This is a genomic window from Helicobacter cetorum MIT 99-5656 (genome assembly GCF_000259275.1).
GTDB classification, from domain to species: Bacteria; Campylobacterota; Campylobacteria; order Campylobacterales; family Helicobacteraceae; genus Helicobacter; species Helicobacter cetorum.
This window is the reverse complement of record NC_017735.1, coordinates 722,919-739,532: the sequence shown is the minus strand read 5'-3', so window position 1 is coordinate 739,532 and position 16,614 is coordinate 722,919. Positions and strand designations below refer to the sequence as shown.

Genomic DNA, 16,614 nt, shown 5'->3' with positions numbered 1-16,614 from the left:
TCCCAAGTCTTTTTTGTCAGATTGAATACTTATGATGAAATCCATATATATATATATATATATATATATATATATATGGATTTTTTTATGGAGCTTGACAGAGGGATATTTCACTATAACAAGGTCATGTTTTGTTTAAAGATTTAAATATCGGTAATAAAATCATATTATGCGTTGCGTTAATTGTCGTTGTATGCGTTAGCATTCTAGGGGTCTCTTTAAATAGTAAGGTTAAAGAGATTTTAAAAGAAAATGCCTTGCACGCTATGCAAGATAGCTTACATATTAAAGTCAAGGAAGTTCAAGGGGTCGTTAGAACTGTCTTTACTGGCATGGGAATTGTAAGAAACATGCTTACTGATGATACTAAAAAAGAAACTAAAATCAAACTATTAAAAAATTTTATTTTGGCTAATGCCCATGTGGCTGGAATTAGCATGTTTTTTAAAGACAGAGAAGATTTAAGCGTGATGCTTTTGCAAGATGCGGATATGATTAAGGTTATTGAAAATCATGAATTAGGAAATAACTCTTTAGTGCAAAAAGCGATGCAAACCAAAGAGCTCACACGAAGCTTGCCTTACTATAAGAAAATGCCTAATGGTAGGGAAGTTTATGGGGTTAATATTCTTTTGCCCCTATTAAGCGAGAGTACTCAAAAAGCCATAGGGGTTTTAATGATTTTTGTTTCTATTGATAGCTTTAGTAACGAAATTGCTAAAACTAGAAGCGATTTATTCTTAATCGGTGTTAAAGGTAAAGTGTTATTAAGTGCAAATAAGAGTTTGCAAGACAAATCCATTACAGAAATTTACAAAAATGCCCCTAGGGCAACCCAAGAAGTGATTTCTATTCAAGAAAGTGGCTCTAGGGGATTATTGGAATATTTTGACCCCTTTAGCCATAAGGATAATTATTTAGCTGTTGAAGCCTTTAACATGCTTGAAAAGGCTGGAAACGCTAGAGATAGTCTTAATTGGGCGATTGCTCTTACAATGGAAAAAGACAAGGTTTATTCACAGATTAGTTCCGTGCGTTTTGTAGTGATTGTTGCTAGCATTATTATGGTTCTGGCTTTGATTGTGGCGATTACTTTCTTAATGCGTGTGATTGTAAGTAGTCGTTTGGAAGTGGTTTCTAGAACCTTGTCTAATTTCTTTAAATTATTAAACAATCAAGCTCAAGTTAGTGATATTAGGTTAGTTGAGCCTAAGTTTAATGATGAGTTAGGGCGTATGCAAGGCGTGATTAATAAAAATATTTTACAAACTCAAAAAACTATGCAAGAAGACAGACAAGCTGTCCAAGACACCATTAAGGTCGTAGAAGTGGTTAAGGGCGGAGATTTCAATGCAAGGATTAATGCTAATCCTGCAAGCCCTGATTTAAAAGAGCTAAGAGATGCATTAAATGGTATTATGGATTATCTCCAAGAAAGCGTGGGTTCTCATATGCCAAGTATCTTTAAAGTCTTTGAAAGTTATTCAAGCTTAGATTTTAGGGGTAAGATACAAAATGCAAGCGGAAGAGTGGAATTAGTAACCAATACCTTAGGATTAGAAATCCAAAAAATGTTAGAAACTTCATCTAATTTTGCGAAAGATTTAGCCACAAACAGCACAAATCTAAAAGAATGTGTAGAGAATTTAGAGAAGGCTTCAAACTCTCAACATGCGAGCTTAATGGAAACTTCACATGTAGTAGAGAATATTACAACTTCCATTCAAAGCGTGAGCGCTCAAAGTGAAGCCATGATTGAGCAAGGACAAGACATTAAGAGCATTGTGGAAGTGATACGAGACATTGCTGACCAAACCAATTTGCTTGCACTCAATGCCGCTATTGAAGCCGCACGAGCGGGCGAGCATGGTAGGGGCTTTGCGGTGGTAGCTGATGAAGTGCGAAAGCTTGCTGAAAGAACTCAAAAATCCTTGAGCGAAATTGAAGCCAATATCAACATCTTAGTTCAAAGCATTTCAGACACTTCTGAAAGCATTAAAACTCAAGTCAAAGGGGTGGAAGAAATCAACACTTCTATTGAAGCTCTAAGACAAGTTACTGAAGGCAATTTACAAATCGCTACGGATTCTTTAGCTATTAGTAATGAAATTGATAAAGTTTCTAATGATATTTTAGAAGATGTGAATAAAAAGCAGTTCTAATGCTCATTCATATTTGTTGTTCCGTAGATAATCTGTATTTTTTAAAGAAAGCTAAGGAGGCTTTTCTTAATGAAAAGATATTGGGGTTTTTTTATAACCCTAATATCCACCCTTACAGCGAATATTTGTTGCGCTTAGCTGATGTGAAACGCACTTGTGAAATGCTAGAGATTGAATTAATTGAGGGCGATTATGAATTAGAAAAATTTTTAGATAAAGCAAAGGGTATGGAGCTTTTAGGTGAGAAAAGCGAGCGGTGTTTTGAATGCTTTGATTTACGCCTAGAAGCAACAGCCTTAAAAGCCAAAGAGTTGGGGCAACAACAATTCACAACAACCTTACTCACAAGCCCTAAAAAAGACCCTAATCAGCTCATCGCTAAGGGGCAAAATATTGCCAAAAAGCATGGCCTAGAGTTTATTGTGTTTAAAAACGATAATTTTGAAAATTTTCAAAGCACATTAAATTTGAATTTGCAAGCCCTAGCGAGAGAGAATGAGCTTTACAGACAAAATTATTGTGGGTGTCAATTCGCCCTAAAAATTCAAAAGGAATCTCAAAATAGAAGCCCCTTTGAGCTTTATTCGCCCTTAAAACGCCAAGTTTTACCCGCAAGCATTGAAGAAAGGACGCAAACTTTCAAAGAATTAGAAAAGGCTAAGAATAATAAGCTTTCTTTAGCTCAAAAAACCATTTTAGCTTATCGCCTACTAAGTGGGGGTGTGTGGCTTTCTAAAAACTCAAATCCCTTGAAGTGCTATATACTAGCTCGCTCTAAGAGTAAATCAAAAGTTAAAATTAATGATTTGAAATGGATATTCTCACACCGCCTGAAAGTGGCACTAGGCTATAGCCAAAGAGATGAAACTTTGTTTTTGACTTTAGAAAGCTTAAACACGCTTATTATGAAAAACTACGCTAATTTACAAGAGCTAAATCATAATCCCTTGAGTTATGAAGAAGAGTTGTTTGTAAGAGCTTTAGTGAGTGGGGCTGAGAGTATTAACCCTATTATCGTGTTAGAAGAACGCTTAGAAAAAACGCTTTTTGTAGAAGTTAAAAGCGTTTTTCAAGAAGAAAAGGTGTTTTACTTGCTTTAAACTTCAAGCTAAAAATTGTCTGAATGTTTTAAAGCTTAACCCATCCCTACAAACTTAGTCAAAATATTTTAAATTTTGCTTTTTTTAGATTTTATTCTTAAACTTCTATAATCTCACATTTTTAACAATGAATTTGAAAAATTCTAAAAAAACAAACACCACCGCTGGATTTTGTGCTTTTTATTTAAGGTATTTTTGCATTTTCAATAAATGGTTTGAAATTAAAAAGGCGTTAACCCTTTTATTGTTTGAGTTTTTTAAACGCCTTTTAATAGATGTAGCACTAAATCAAGGCATTTAAACTCAAAATGCCTCTTAATTTTCACAGGTATTTTCGTTTCTAGGGTTCTAAGGCGTGCTTTAATTTTTAATGGCTTTAAATCAAAACGCATACGCATAGTTGATATAAAAGCTCATTACTCTTTTATAGCTCAATTTGTTTCCGTCATTATTGCTGTAGTAATTGACATTGAATGCTGGCACTTTAGCCCCTAGTTCAAAGCTATTAGCCCCCTTATACTTCTTGTCCTTATAGCGAGCGATATTCAAACGCACGCCAAAATTCCCTAGCAATTGAAATATCGTAGGGTCTTTGAGCTTACCAAAAGCAGTGAGCTTGTCTTTCAAAGATGAAGCAAAGGTGGTAGCCCCTACGCCCACACCTACAATAAACCCCATAGAGAGCTTTTTCTTGCTTCTTAGTTGCTCATCGTTAATAAAATTAAGGAGCAAGTCCATATCAAAGCCATAGGTTAAAAAACTCACGACACTATTAAAATCAGTCGTATTGCTAGCGATGGAGCCATAGTTATAATCCACAAAGAGAGAATATCTAAACCCTATAGCTTTTCTTTTGCCAAAGAAATGCTTGTATCCTAAACTAAGCCCCGCCCCATTTAACGCCCCGCTTGTGGTGGTAGTGCCAGGACTTTTTCTTACATCATAAAAAACTAATGCCCTTTTATTGATGCCTTTGAACGCACTTGCTAGGGCATTTTGCTCTTTGACAAAGCCCCCTTGAGCGTAAGGGTAGTTATGTGTGTTTGGAGTTGTGCCTTTTAACAAGCAACTCAAAAAAGATAGTCTTGCATCGCTATAGTAATTTGTTGGTTTAGTATAAGTGGGGCTTAAAGCACTGCAGGCAAAATCCCCTAAGCCACCATAATAAAGGTTTTTGTTGATGTAATCTAATGCATTCCCTATCGCAGTATTAGCGTTATTGATGGCTTGGTTATTATGAACGACTTGACTAAGGGAGTCATAAAGCGTGCTGATATTTTCATCTTGGGGGTTAGATAAAATGTCTTTAGCAAGCTTAGCGTTATCTCTAGTAAGCGTAATGGCTTCAATGGCATTTTTTGCACTCTCTGCTACTTTTTGTATCCCGGTTTTAATCCCTGCGTAAGTGGGTTCTGTATTGTTTTGATTTTGCCATGAAGTTGTTGTTTGATGGTTTTTGTTTTCTCTTTTTACTACATCACCTTGTAAATTATCTGTCAAAGTCATTTGACTTGAAGTTTGGGCAATAATTTGCTTCAATTCATTTAGCACATCACAGGTATTTGAACCTATATCACACAAATTAGTGGCTTTAGTGCTATAGCCACTCCAAGATGACCCATGTTTGAGAGAAGCTATATCGTTTGCTGCTTGCAGCACGCTACTAGCCGCCACTTGCGTAGGGTTATTTCCCCAAATATTTGCACTATGACCAGGAGGCTGGCGTGACCATCCGTTTGTTTTGCGTGGGCTTGGTGCAACCATTTTTTGAGACAAATCTATCGCTTGGGATAGGGCATTTCTAAGTTGCTGTTTGGCTTCTAGGGCTTTTTCGCCCACACTGATTTGTTGCTTAACTTCACCCACTAAATAACCCAAACTAAAATAAACGCCGTTTTCTTCAGCCTTTAAGCCAAGAGCTACTAATAAACAGAGAGACAATTTTTTCATTACAACTCACTTTACAGATACAAATAATAAATGCCATTATAGTCAAAAGAGTGCGAAACAATACCATATGATTAAAGATGGGTTAAAAATAGGGGGGGGGGGGTAACTATAGGCTACAAAGAAAGGGCTTGAAAAAAATAACAATTTTAATTTAAAAAGAGTTTGTGTAGCGTTGAATTGATGCTTTGTAGGGGCTTTAAAAGAAAAAATAACCAAAATGGGTTAAAACGCCCTTAAAAAATAAAAGAAAGCATGAAATCATTGGATTTTTGAAAATTTTTCCTTTTTTGAATGAGCTTTTTTAAAACGCATGCACATAGTTGAAATAGAAGCTAAAAATCCTTCCGTAGCTAAGCTTAGTCCCATTGTTGTTGTAGTAATTGGTGCTAAAGCTAGGGATTTTAATCCCCAATTCAAAACCATTAGCATTTCTGTATTGATGGTTTTTATAATGGGCGAGATTGATACGCATGCCAAAATTCCATAAAAGTTGGTAATTGGTAGCGTTGATACTACCATAGCTAGAAAGTTTGTCGTGTAAGGTTGAAAGCCAAGTAGAATGCCCAAATGCCACACCAAGCATAGTCCCTACAGAAAGCTTATTCTTATTTTTGAGTTCTTTATCATTGATGAAGTTATATAAAATGTCTATTCCCCCGCCATAAGTTAATAAACTCGCTGTAGTGCTGAAGTAGTCATTATCTGCCTTAATATAAGTGTGATTGTAATCTACAAAGCCCAAAACCCTTAACCCCCAAGCTTTCTTTTTTCCAAAGAAGTGCTTGTAGCCGATACTAAAGCCCACCCCATTTAGCACCCCACTATTTGTAGTTGTTTCGGCACTTTTGGTGGCGTTATAGAGTGCAAGAGAGCTTTTATTGATATTTTGATAGGCACTTGCTAGGGCGTTTTGCTCTTTGATAAAGCCCCCTTGAGCATAAGGCGTATAATTAGCTACACCTTGCTTGTAATCTGGCTGTTTGCCATTGAGTAGATACCACAAAGAAGCAAGCCTTGCATCAGAACCACCACTTTGAATTTCTTGAGTTGTAAACCCCCCTAAGCCAAAGTAATCCACATTTTGAGCGATGTAGTTAAGCTCGTTACCCACATTCATGTTGGCGTTGTGGATTTTGGAATTGTTAGAAATGAGAGTGTTGAGTGTGTCATAAACAGAACTTACATTGCTATTAGTTATATCGGTTGGAAGCTTGTCTGCTAAGCTTTCATTTTCTCTGGTGAGCGTAATGGCTTGTATGGAGCTTTGTGCGGCATTAACAATATTGGTAATGCTATAATCAATATACACACTAGAGGGGCTAGAACCACTATTGTTCCAATGGGGGCTACTTTTGTCTTTGGGTAAGTCAGTTTTAAGGGGCAATATTCTTTCCGCACTTGCCCCATTAATAATGCCTTGTAAATCATCTAACACATTACAGCTAGATTGCCCCACATCACAGAGCGTGTTGTGTGTATTAGAAGGCTTTGTCCATGGGTTAGTGCCTTGACTATCTTGTTTGAAGGTCGTTGCGATATTATTCGCTGCCTGTAGCACGCTACTAGCTGCTACTTGAGTGGGGTTATTCCCCCAAATATTGCGGTTGGCATCTTCGGTGCTTATATTCCCTTGCAACTTTATTTGCTCCTGACTGACTATGGGGGTTGTAGGGCTTGGAGCTGACATTTCATTCGCTAAATTTTGAGCTTGAGTTAAAACCTTTTTGAGTTGTTGTTGGCTTTCTAAGACCTTTTGATTAACGCTCATTTGCTGGTTAGATTCTCCGATTTGATACCCTAAGCTAGAATACCAGCCATTTTCTTCAGCGTTCAAATGAAGCCCTAGTAAGAGAGTGAGTGCAAGAGAAAAATAATGTTTTTTCATATTTATTTCCTTTTTTAATTTTATTGGATTTAAAATTTTAAATAAGAAATTTTATTGTAGGCAAAAATCATCAAATAAAAAAGCTTTTGGTTTTCTTTAGAGTAATATTTGGTTACAAAAACCCTAAATCAAACAATAAAATTCTAGAGAGCCGACTTTTTTGAGAGCGATTTGTTCGCTCTCTAACAAGCTTTGAAGGGCTTGGAGAGTTTGATTATCTAATAATAAAGGGGCTTCTTCTGTGCTTAAGGGTCGGCGTTTGATAAAAGCAAGCAAGTCTTGCTCTTTGTAGGTTAGGGGTTTTTCATAATAACTTGTAGTGCGTTTAGGCAAGCTCACACAAAGCCCTTCAAAAACTAGAGAGCATTCTAATAATTCATCTTCACTTAATTTGGGTGCATTAAAGCTTGATGGTCTGTCTATGGTGCTTAAATCCACTCTAGCAACATTAATTTTTCTTAAAAACTCAGCGATGAGCTTGAGATTATGCAAGCTATCATTCACGCCTTTAATCAGCAAGACTTCCGCTACAAGTTGCCCTTGATAATTTTTAGAAAAATCAAAAATGCCTTGTAAAATAAGATTAATATCGTGATTATGGGGTTTATCCACTCTTTTAAACGCCTTTAAATCTATCGCATCTAAAGAAAATTTTACGATGTCAAATTCCTTCAAGGCTTGTTGCACTTTAGGGTTATAAAATAACGAGCCATTACTTAAAATAAGCGTTTTTATGCCCTTTAAAAAAGGCTTGATATTTTGGATAAACTCTAGCAAATGGGGGTATAAAGTCGGTTCGCCATTAGCGGTGATGGTTAAAACATCAATGGGGGTGCTGAGTTTTTTTAGAGCGTTTTTAGCGGCATTGATTAAGGTTTCAAGCTCTAGCACTTTTTGCATGCTCTCCATAGTTTTAGCCTTGCCTAGTTCACAATAGATACAATTAAAATTGCATTGCTTTTTAAAGGGCGATAAATCTATGCCTAGAGACTTTCCAAAGCGCCTAGATAGCACAGGTCCAAAGACTATGGGTAAGGTTTCTTTAGTCATTATTCTTCCAAAAACACTCGCTCTTTACATTTGATACATTCTTGGGCGTTTTTCTTGCGATAGACTCTTTCACTCATTAAATAATGGCATTTCTCACAACGCTTGTTTATGGGCTTATGGTTGGATAAAAAGTTGCATTTAGGGTAATTATTGCACCCATAGAATGAGCCTTTTCTGCTACGCTTTAAAGCAATATCACCCCCGCATTCTGGGCATTTCACGCCTTCTAAAATCTCTTGGCTACTAGGGGCATTTTTTAAAGATTTGGTGTTTTTGCATTCAGGGTAGTTGTTACAAGCTAAAAACGCTCCGTTTCTGCCAAATTTTTGCACCATTTCCCCCCCACATTTTTCGCATGTTTGATTAGGGGTTTCATCACTTGTATTTTCTTCTTGCTTGATGTATTTGCATTTAGGATAAGCACTACAAGCGACAAACTCTCCATAGCGGCTACTCTTTTTGACTAATTCTGCTCCGCATTTAGGGCAAAATTCGCCGGTTTTTTCGCTGACTTTTTGCGAGATGATGTTCTTTTTTCCGGCTTCAATTTTATCCATAAAGGGATAGTAAAAATCTTTTAAAACTTGTTGGTAATTGGCTTTATTTTGAGCGATATTATCCAGCTCATCTTCTAAAGAGGCGCTGAATTTTGAATCCACGATTTCTTCAAAATGCTTTTCTAAAATTTCTATCACTTTAAACGCACTCTCTAAAGCACTGATTTGCTTTTTTTCTACTTTGATGTAATCTCTATTTTGTAAAAGCGAAATAGTAGGCGCATAAGTGCTAGGTCTGCCTATGCCTAAGCTTTCTAAGACTTTGATTAAACTTGCCTCTGAATAGCGAGCGGGGGGTTCTGTAACATGCGTGTTATTGTCTAATTTTTCTAATTTAATGGGGTCATTTTCTTTTAAATTAGGGAGCAATTTGTCCTTATCATCATTGCCTAAGATTTTATAATAGCCATCAAAAAGGAGCTTCCTGCCACTAGCTTTAAATTCGCCTTTTTCGCAAGCTAAAATCACGCTTTGACTTTCAAATTCGGCATCTTGCATTTGAGAGGCTAAAAAGCGCTTGTAAATGAGCGTGTAGAGTTTCAATTCTTCAGGTTTGAGATAGTCTTTTAAGGCGTTTGGTTCTAAAGAAATTGAAGTGGGTCTAATGGCCTCGTGTGCCTCTTGAGCGCTTTTACTCTTGCTCGTATAGACTTTGGCTTTGGGGGGCAAGTAGTTATTGCCATAGTCTTTTAGAATTTTGGCTCTAGCCTCTTCTATCGCCTCTTTGGCGATATTTAGGCTATCCGTTCTCATATAAGTGATAACACCCATAATGCCTTGTGGGGTTGCTACCCCCTCATACAATCTTTGAGCGATACTCATCGTTCTTGTAGGCGAAAAGCCTAAAAGACTTGAGGCACTTTGTTGTAAGGTGGAAGTCATAAAAGGGGGTGGGGTAGAAGATTTTTTAGGTTTTTTAACAATGCTAGAAATGATGTAATTTTCTTTTTCTAATTCGCTTTTTATAGCAAGCGCTTGCTCTTTGTCTATAAGCTCTTGGGCTTTAAGCTTATTGCCCTTATAGCTAATTAGTTGAGCTTCTAAATTAGACTCAAACAAAGCGTCTAGCGTGAAATAGGTTAAAGGTTTAAAGGCATTAATTTCTCTCTCTCTGTCAATCACAAGCTTTAAGGCCGCACTTTGGACTCTTCCAGCACTCAAACCCTTGCTAATTTTTGATGCAATCAATGAGCTGAGTTTAAAGCCTACGATTCTGTCTAAAAAGCGTCTGGCTTGTTGGGCATTGACCTTATCCATATCAATTTGGCGTGGGTTTTCTAGGGCGTTTAAAATCGCATTTTTAGTAATCTCATGAAAGACAATTCTAGGATAGCTCTCTAATTCGCCCCCAATTAAGCAAGCTATGTGATAGCCTATGGCTTCGCCTTCTCTATCTTCATCGGTGGCGATGTAAGTGGCTGTTGCTTTTTTAGAAAGCTCTATAATGTGTTTGACAAGCTCTTTATGGTCTTTATCCACGATGTAATTAGGAGTGAAACCTTTTTCATCAATTTTGATTCCTAAAGCGAATTTGGATAAATCTCTCACATGCCCTTTAGAAGCGATGACTTCATAATTTTTGTCTAAAAAATTCTTTATGGTTTTGGCTTTTGCAGGGGATTCTACAATAATAAGGTGCTTCATTAGACGCCTTTAATTAAAATAAATAATTTGTATACCTAAAATAATAATAACGAATGATTTTAACATAGAATTTTTACTAAAACGAAACATTTAATCTAAGCCCTAGAATTTTCAAAGTTGGAACACCCTTTGCTTAACTAAACAGCAAATATCTATAGCAAAGGATGCAAAAACATGAGTTTTAGGATTAATACCAATATCGCCGCTTTAACTTCTCATGCGGTAGGGGTTCAAAATAATAGAGACCTTTCAAGTTCGCTTGAAAAGTTAAGCTCAGGGCTTAGAATCAATAAAGCCGCTGATGATGCTTCTGGCATGGCGATTGCAGATAGCCTAAGAAGTCAAAGTGCGAATTTGGGTCAAGCAATTCGTAACGCTAATGACGCTATTGGTATGGTTCAAACCGCTGATAAAGCGATGGATGAGCAAATCAAAATCTTAGACACCATTAAGACAAAAGCGGTTCAAGCCGCTCAGGACGGACAAACTTTAGAAAGTAGAAAGGCGTTGCAAAGCGATATTCAAAGATTATTAGAAGAATTAGACAATATCGCTAACACCACAAGCTTTAATGGGCAACAAATGCTTTCAGGAAGCTTCTCTAACAAAGAGTTTCAAATCGGTGCGTATTCTAACACCACGATTAAAGCTAGTATCGGCTCAACCAGTTCTGATAAAATTGGGCATGTGCGTATTGAAACTTCTTCTTTTGATGGCGAAGGCATGTTGGCTAGTGCAGCGGCACAAAATCTCACTGAAGTGGGCTTGAATTTCAAACAAGTCAATGGTGTGAATGATTATAAGATTGAAACCGTTCGCATTTCTACTAGTGCTGGCACAGGTATTGGAGCTTTGAGTGAGATTATCAATCGCTTTTCTAACACTCTAGGGGTTAGAGCTTCTTATAATGTTATGGCAACTGGTGGCACACCAGTGCAATCAGGAACCGTGAGAGAGCTAACTATCAATGGTGTAGAAATTGGAACGGTTAATGATGTGCATAAAAATGATGCTGATGGGCGTTTGACTAATGCCATTAACTCAGTCAAAGACAGAACCGGCGTTGAAGCGAGCTTAGATATTGAAGGGCGTATCAATTTACGCTCTATTGATGGGCGTGCGATTTCTGTGCATGCTGCAAGTGCGAGTGGACAAGTTTTTGGTGGGGGGAATTTTGCAGGGATTTCTGGGTTTGAGCATGCAGTTATTGGGCGTTTAACTCTCACAAGAACCGATGCGAGAGATATTATCATTAGCGGTGTGAATTTTAGCCATGTAGGCTTGCATTCAGCTCAAGGGGTAGCAGAATACACCGTGAATTTAAGGGCGGTTAGGGGCATTTTTGATGCCAATATTGCTTCAGCGGCTGGTGCGAACGCTAATGGTGCACAGGCTGAGACTAATTCTCAAGGCATAGGCGCTGGGGTAACAAGTCTTAAGGGTGCGATGATTGTTATGGATATGGCGGATTCTGCTCGCATTCAATTAGATAAAATCCGCTCCGATATGGGTTCAGTGCAAATGGAATTAGTAACAACTATCAATAACATTTCTGTAACTCAAGTCAATGTTAAAGCGGCTGAATCTCAAATTAGAGATGTAGACTTTGCTGAAGAGAGTGCAAGCTTTTCTAAATACAATATTTTGGCACAAAGCGGAAGCTTTGCTATGGCACAAGCTAATGCGGTGCAACAAAATGTCTTAAGACTTTTACAATAACACTACCTTTAATTAAAAGGGGCGTTAGCCCTACTATGTTTATCAAGTTAGTTAGTCAATGAATATTTATCAAAAAAACTTACAAGCTCTCTTAAGAAGAGACCCCCTTTTATACCAACAACTTAACGCTATCAAGGAAAACAAAAAATACGAAGTGTTTTTAGGAAATGATAGTGCGAATTTCAATCTCATAGACAAAGAACATAACATACCCTTATTTCTAGGAAACCCTTTAGAAGAGTGCTTAGAGCAATATAAAAATTTTGAGCCTTACATGCTCTATGCTTATTTATATTATTTTGGTTTGGGTAATGGCGTGTTTTATCGCTTGCTTTTAGGTAATGAAAATTTAAAACGCTTGGTTGTCATTGAACCTGAAATGGAGATTATTTTCATTGTCTTAAATCTCTTAGATTTTTCAACTGAGATTTTAGAAAATCGCCTTATACTCTTACATAGTAGTTTTTGCAATTACAACATGGTAGCGTCCTTATTTGATATGGATAAAAAGTCTCGTTTATATGCAAGAATGTATGATTTACGCCTTTTTAATGCCTACTATGAGCGTTATTCCAAAGAGATTTTAGAAATTAACGCTCATTTTACGCATGCTTTAGAGCATAGTGCCATTAGTGTAGGCAATGACGCTAAAGACGCTCTAATAGGTATCAAACAGCATGCTACTAATCTGCCTGAAGTGATTAAAAGCCCTAGTTTAGTAGATTTTGTCAATGCTTTAAAAAATAGAGACACGGCCATTATTGTCTCAACTGGGCCAAGCCTTAACAAGCAACTCCCCCTTTTAAAAGAAATCGCCCCTTATGCAACGCTCTTTTGTATAGACGCATCTTTTCCTATTCTAGCCAAAGCTGGCATTAAGCCTGATATTGTGGTGTCTTTAGAAAGAGTGGATTTAACGGCAAAATTCTACGAAGAAACGCCCCTAGATTTTCAAGAAGGCGTTGTTTTTGCCCTTACTTCCATTGTGCATAAACGCCTGAGTAATGCTATTAAAAAGGGTGTCAAACAATTTAGTTTTCGTCCCTTTGGATATACAAATCTTTTTAACTTGCATCAATATGGTTATGTAGGTATAGGCATGAGTGCGGCAAATATGGCGTATGAATTAGTGGTGCATTCACGCTTTAAAAAATGCGTGTTTATCGGGCAAGATTTGAGCTTTTCAGAAAGTGGCAATAGCCATGCAAATGGAGCCATTTATGGCGATAATGAGATTAAACCCAAAAGCGATAAAGACAAGATTTTTATAGAAAAATATGGGGGTAATGGGCAAGTAGAGACCACTTTAGTGTGGAAACTTTTCTTAGAATTTTTTGAAAAAGATATTTTTAACACGCCCTATAAACTAGAAGTCATTAATGCGACTGAAGGGGGGGCTAGAATTAAAGGCACTAAAGAAATGCCCTTTAAAGAAGTGTGTGAAAAAATAGATAAATCTAAGCCAAAGCCCCCTATAAATCTTAGCTATCCTACCAAAAGAGAGCAAGCTAAAAATTTAAAAATAGCTAGGGAAAAATGCGAAGAAATCATTGAATATGCCAACGAGCAAAAGAAAAAAATTGAAGAAGTATTTTTAAAGGTAGCAGAGTTTTTAGAAAAAGTAGAAAAGCTTAATAATGAGAACAAATTAGAAGAACTAGATTTTAAAGAATTAGAAAATTTAAGCGTTGAAATTGATAATATCAAAGAGCTTTTTGATGACAGACAATTTAATTCGTATTTTATGGATGCGATACAATCCTATATCTTTCATCAAGAATTGCATATCGCAGAAATTGTGTGTAAAAAAACGAATAACGAAGATGAATTAAGGGCTAAGCAATTAGAATATATTTATGCTCATAAATATTGGCTTTTTAGTTTGGCAGGCGGAATTGATTGTGTGATAGAAGCCATTAAAATGGCGTTAAAAGAGTGGTAAAAGTGGTAAAGAAAATACCACTTTTTAAGCGTATGTGTCTAAGCTAGGGTAAATTTGAGAAATACTTTCGCCATTAGGGTTTAAAAGGCTCGTTTCAACTTGAGATTTATTGTTAATCGTGCTGTCGTTATTAATGGTGTTTAAAGCTTGTAATCTATCAAAATTAGGGACATTTTGCGTATCGCTTTGACTGAAGCCATCCTGAGTGCTAGTTTGGCGTAAATCTTGCTCTACCTGATTTCTGTCCTTTATAGTTGCGTCATTATTGATATTATTGAGAGTTTGAAGCTGTGTGAAATTAGGAATGTGATTGGTATTGATTGTCATTGTTTGCCCTTTTTTAACTTTTTATACACTGAATCGTGGGTCATCATTATAGCAACAATCCATTAAATCACCTAATCGTAAAACTTTGCATGAATTTTCAATCAAGTCAAAAAATTCCATAAGTTTATACAATTCCCTATGATACGCAAAGATGCCACACCCCTTAATAAAAACAAAATATTTTTTACTTTCTTGCAATTGGCGTAAAATCTCTGTGTCAGCCCTTTCTTGCCAACTATCATAATCTTTGGGGTTAAAAATGTTGATTTCTTCGCCAAGCGAACGATACCCCAAATAATCTCTAGGGAGTAGTCTATTATGGCGTAGAGAGTAGGCTAGGCTGTAGGGTGGGCGGGCGTAGGCGATGAATTTAGCGTCTAAAAACTCTTTATACACGCTTGCATGAATGGGCGAATCTAGGCTCGCTTCTTTCCAGCGATAATCTATTTTGTCATGCAGAACTAGCAAAGTGCTTTCATCTAATTGGTCAAAAACGGCGGATTTTTTATTGATGATAAATTGGTTGGTGCCGATTCGTGCGGATATAGAGCCTTGATAAAGCCCAAAGAAGCCCTTTCTAAACATAGATAGTGAAATGTTTTTAAGCGAATGAATGAGTTCGTTATCAATACCTCTAGTATGCGTGTTCATGCCTAGCATGATAACAAGTTTTATCTAATGAAATCCATTGTTTGCTAAGATATCTAAAGTTTAACTAAAATCATAAATAATTCTAATTGAATTAATATAAGTAAATTTAGTTATATAGACTAAACTTTGAATAAAATAGGGGTAATTTTTATCACTTTTTAAAAACAACTGATAGTTTATTAACTTTTTGTGTTATAATGCGGGCGTTACTTCATCAAAAAGTATGAATTGACGAGATTTTTCATGTATTAATGTTAACAGAGTTTGATTTTAAAGTAGGTTCTAGTTTTGAGTAGAAAAGAAAGTTTGTTAGATTTGTTTGTTAAAACCTATCTGCAGACTTTAGAACCCATTAGTTCTAAACGCCTAAAAGATGCGACTAACCTGAATGTTTCTTGTGCGACCATTAGAAATTATTTTCAAATCCTTTCTAAAGAAGGCATGCTCAATCAAGCCCATTCTAGTAGTGCTAGATTGCCGACTTCTAAGGCGTTTTTACACTATTGGCAAAAACATTTGAGCTTTGAAGTTTTAAATGTGGATGAAAAACACCTAAAAAGTGCTAGTGAGAATTTTGGACTTTTTACGCTATTAAAAAAGCCTAGTTTAGAACGCCTAGAAAGAGTTGTGGAGTGTGAGAAACGCTTCTTGATTTTAGATTTTTTAGCGTTTTCTTGCGTGCTAAATTATAGTGCTAGAATGGAGAAATTTTTATTAGAATTAGTGGGTAAAAGCGTTGAAGAAGTGCGTTTGATTGCCACTTCTGTCAATGCATTGAGTTTGGCTAGACAATTAGAGCATTTGGAGTATTCAAACGCTCTAATTTCACGCTTTAACTTAGTTGGACTAAAAACGCTTCTTCATAGCCCTTTATTTTTTGAGATTTTAGAAGGTAAAGTTTTGGAGCGTTTAAAAATGGGGTTGCATCTTATAGAACCTAGTAGCATGTTAGTGGTGCGTCCTATAAGGCTTGAAAATATTTGCGCACAATTACTTTGTTTTGGGAAATTAGAGTGCGATTATCTCAATTTTTTTCAAACTATTTTTAAGGAGGAAAAATGAAACAAGAGCAACAACCTTGTGAAGAAGCTTGTGCTTCTTTGCATGAAGAAGAGATTTGCAAACAGGAAATGAGCGAACAAGAAGCAGGTGAAAATGAATGCGAAAACAAAGAAAATTTTGAGCTTAAATACAAAGAAATGCATGAAGAGTATTTAAGAGTGCATGCGGATTTTGAGAATGTGAAAAAACGCTTAGAAAAAGACAAGAGCATGGCATTAGAATATGCGTATGAAAAAATCGCATTAGATTTATTGCCTGTGATTGACGCGCTTCTTGGAGCCCATAAGAGTGCTATAGAAGAGAATAAAGAAAGTGCCTTAACTAAGGGCTTGGAACTCACTATGGAAAAGTTGCATGAAGTTTTAGCAAAACATGGCATTGAGGGGATTGAATGCTTAGAAGAATTTGACCCTAATTTTCACAATGCGATTATGCAAGTTAAAAGCCAAGAGAAAGAAAACGGACAAATCGTGCAAGTTTTACAAAAGGGTTACAAGTATAAAGAAAGGGTTTTAAGGCCTGCAATGGTAAGCATTGCTAAAAATGATTAACAAGAACGATTTTT

General features: G+C 36.5%; 13 protein-coding genes. 7 read left to right on the top strand and 6 right to left on the bottom strand.

Annotation, left to right across the window (positions count from 1 at the left end):
• Positions 1-131 precede the first annotated feature (131 nt).
• The 3 genes from HCD_RS03545 to HCD_RS09330 all read left to right on the top strand — a co-directional run bounded on the left by HCD_RS03545 (position 132) and on the right by HCD_RS09330 (position 3,563).
• A complete protein-coding gene (locus HCD_RS03545) occupies positions 132-2,162 on the top strand; it encodes a methyl-accepting chemotaxis protein (protein WP_014659221.1) in 2,031 nt (676 codons plus the stop codon).
• Positions 2,162-3,262: an epoxyqueuosine reductase QueH gene (locus HCD_RS03540; RefSeq protein ID WP_014659220.1), complete on the top strand. Its 1,101-nt coding sequence runs from the start codon at positions 2,162-2,164 to the stop codon at positions 3,260-3,262. The genes HCD_RS03545 and HCD_RS03540 overlap by 1 nt, the downstream gene beginning before the upstream one ends.
• A 127-nt stretch (positions 3,263-3,389) precedes the next feature.
• Positions 3,390-3,563, top strand: coding sequence for a hypothetical protein (locus HCD_RS09330; protein ID WP_158308554.1), 174 nt, complete (start codon positions 3,390-3,392; stop codon positions 3,561-3,563).
• A gap of 80 nt (positions 3,564-3,643) precedes the next feature.
• Here HCD_RS09330 and HCD_RS08760 read toward each other — a convergent pair whose 3' ends face one another.
• The 4 genes from HCD_RS08760 to topA form a co-directional block, all read right to left on the bottom strand.
• A complete protein-coding gene (locus HCD_RS08760; protein WP_014659219.1) occupies positions 3,644-5,212 on the bottom strand; it encodes an outer membrane protein in 1,569 nt (522 codons plus the stop codon).
• A gap of 301 nt (positions 5,213-5,513) precedes the next feature.
• The gene (locus HCD_RS03530; RefSeq protein WP_014659218.1) at positions 5,514-7,097 is read right to left on the bottom strand and encodes an outer membrane protein; all 1,584 of its coding nucleotides are present in this window, start codon (positions 7,095-7,097) and stop codon (positions 5,514-5,516) included.
• Positions 7,098-7,220: 123 nt separating this feature from the next.
• On the bottom strand, positions 7,221-8,147 hold the full coding sequence (locus tag HCD_RS03525) for a radical SAM protein (protein ID WP_014659217.1): 927 nt from the start codon (positions 8,145-8,147) through the stop codon (positions 7,221-7,223).
• Positions 8,147-10,348 (bottom strand): type I DNA topoisomerase, encoded by a 2,202-nt coding sequence (topA, locus tag HCD_RS03520; protein WP_014659216.1) that lies wholly within the window; start codon positions 10,346-10,348, stop codon positions 8,147-8,149. Before topA ends, HCD_RS03525 begins: the two co-directional genes overlap by 1 nt.
• A gap of 174 nt (positions 10,349-10,522) precedes the next feature.
• On the opposite strand from topA, the gene HCD_RS03515 reads away from it, so the two are divergent.
• Positions 10,523-12,067, top strand: coding sequence for a flagellin B (locus HCD_RS03515; RefSeq protein ID WP_014659215.1), 1,545 nt, complete (start codon positions 10,523-10,525; stop codon positions 12,065-12,067).
• A 58-nt stretch (positions 12,068-12,125) separates the two neighbouring features.
• Positions 12,126-14,009: a motility associated factor glycosyltransferase family protein gene (locus HCD_RS03510; RefSeq protein ID WP_014659214.1), complete on the top strand. Its 1,884-nt coding sequence runs from the start codon at positions 12,126-12,128 to the stop codon at positions 14,007-14,009.
• Between the two features lie 24 nt (positions 14,010-14,033).
• On the opposite strand, the gene HCD_RS03505 is transcribed toward HCD_RS03510, so the two are convergent.
• Both HCD_RS03505 and HCD_RS03500 read right to left on the bottom strand, forming a co-directional pair.
• Complete coding sequence (locus HCD_RS03505) at positions 14,034-14,336, bottom strand: hypothetical protein (protein ID WP_014659213.1); 303 nt, start codon at positions 14,334-14,336, stop codon at positions 14,034-14,036.
• A 21-nt stretch (positions 14,337-14,357) separates the two neighbouring features.
• Positions 14,358-14,996, bottom strand: a complete 639-nt coding sequence (locus tag HCD_RS03500; RefSeq protein ID WP_014659212.1) for a class II aldolase and adducin N-terminal domain-containing protein — start codon at positions 14,994-14,996, stop codon at positions 14,358-14,360.
• A 279-nt stretch (positions 14,997-15,275) separates the two neighbouring features.
• Between HCD_RS03500 and HCD_RS03495 the strand changes: the two genes are divergently transcribed.
• Positions 15,276-16,049: an HrcA family transcriptional regulator gene (locus HCD_RS03495; protein WP_014659211.1), complete on the top strand. Its 774-nt coding sequence runs from the start codon at positions 15,276-15,278 to the stop codon at positions 16,047-16,049.
• The gene (gene grpE, locus HCD_RS03490) at positions 16,046-16,600 is read left to right on the top strand and encodes a nucleotide exchange factor GrpE (RefSeq protein WP_014659210.1); all 555 of its coding nucleotides are present in this window, start codon (positions 16,046-16,048) and stop codon (positions 16,598-16,600) included. The genes HCD_RS03495 and grpE overlap by 4 nt, the downstream gene beginning before the upstream one ends.
• The last annotated feature ends 14 nt before the right edge of the window (positions 16,601-16,614 follow it).

Excerpts from the sequence above, each read along its gene's own strand:
- HCD_RS03540 (WP_014659220.1), top strand. The coding sequence starts at position 2,162 with ATGCTCATTCATATTTGTTGTTCCGTAGATAATCTGTATTTTTTAAAG.
- grpE (WP_014659210.1), top strand. The coding sequence starts at position 16,046 with ATGAAACAAGAGCAACAACCTTGTGAAGAAGCTTGTGCTTCTTTGCAT.
- HCD_RS08760 (WP_014659219.1), bottom strand. The coding sequence starts at position 5,212 with ATGAAAAAATTGTCTCTCTGTTTATTAGTAGCTCTTGGCTTAAAGGCT.
- HCD_RS03525 (WP_014659217.1), bottom strand. The coding sequence starts at position 8,147 with ATGACTAAAGAAACCTTACCCATAGTCTTTGGACCTGTGCTATCTAGG.
- HCD_RS03530 (WP_014659218.1), bottom strand. The coding sequence starts at position 7,097 with ATGAAAAAACATTATTTTTCTCTTGCACTCACTCTCTTACTAGGGCTT.
- HCD_RS09330 (WP_158308554.1), top strand. The coding sequence starts at position 3,390 with ATGAATTTGAAAAATTCTAAAAAAACAAACACCACCGCTGGATTTTGT.
- topA (WP_014659216.1), bottom strand. The coding sequence starts at position 10,348 with ATGAAGCACCTTATTATTGTAGAATCCCCTGCAAAAGCCAAAACCATA.
- HCD_RS03500 (WP_014659212.1), bottom strand. The coding sequence starts at position 14,996 with ATGCTAGGCATGAACACGCATACTAGAGGTATTGATAACGAACTCATT.
- HCD_RS03515 (WP_014659215.1), top strand. The coding sequence starts at position 10,523 with ATGAGTTTTAGGATTAATACCAATATCGCCGCTTTAACTTCTCATGCG.
- HCD_RS03505 (WP_014659213.1), bottom strand. The coding sequence starts at position 14,336 with ATGACAATCAATACCAATCACATTCCTAATTTCACACAGCTTCAAACT.
- HCD_RS03510 (WP_014659214.1), top strand. The coding sequence starts at position 12,126 with ATGAATATTTATCAAAAAAACTTACAAGCTCTCTTAAGAAGAGACCCC.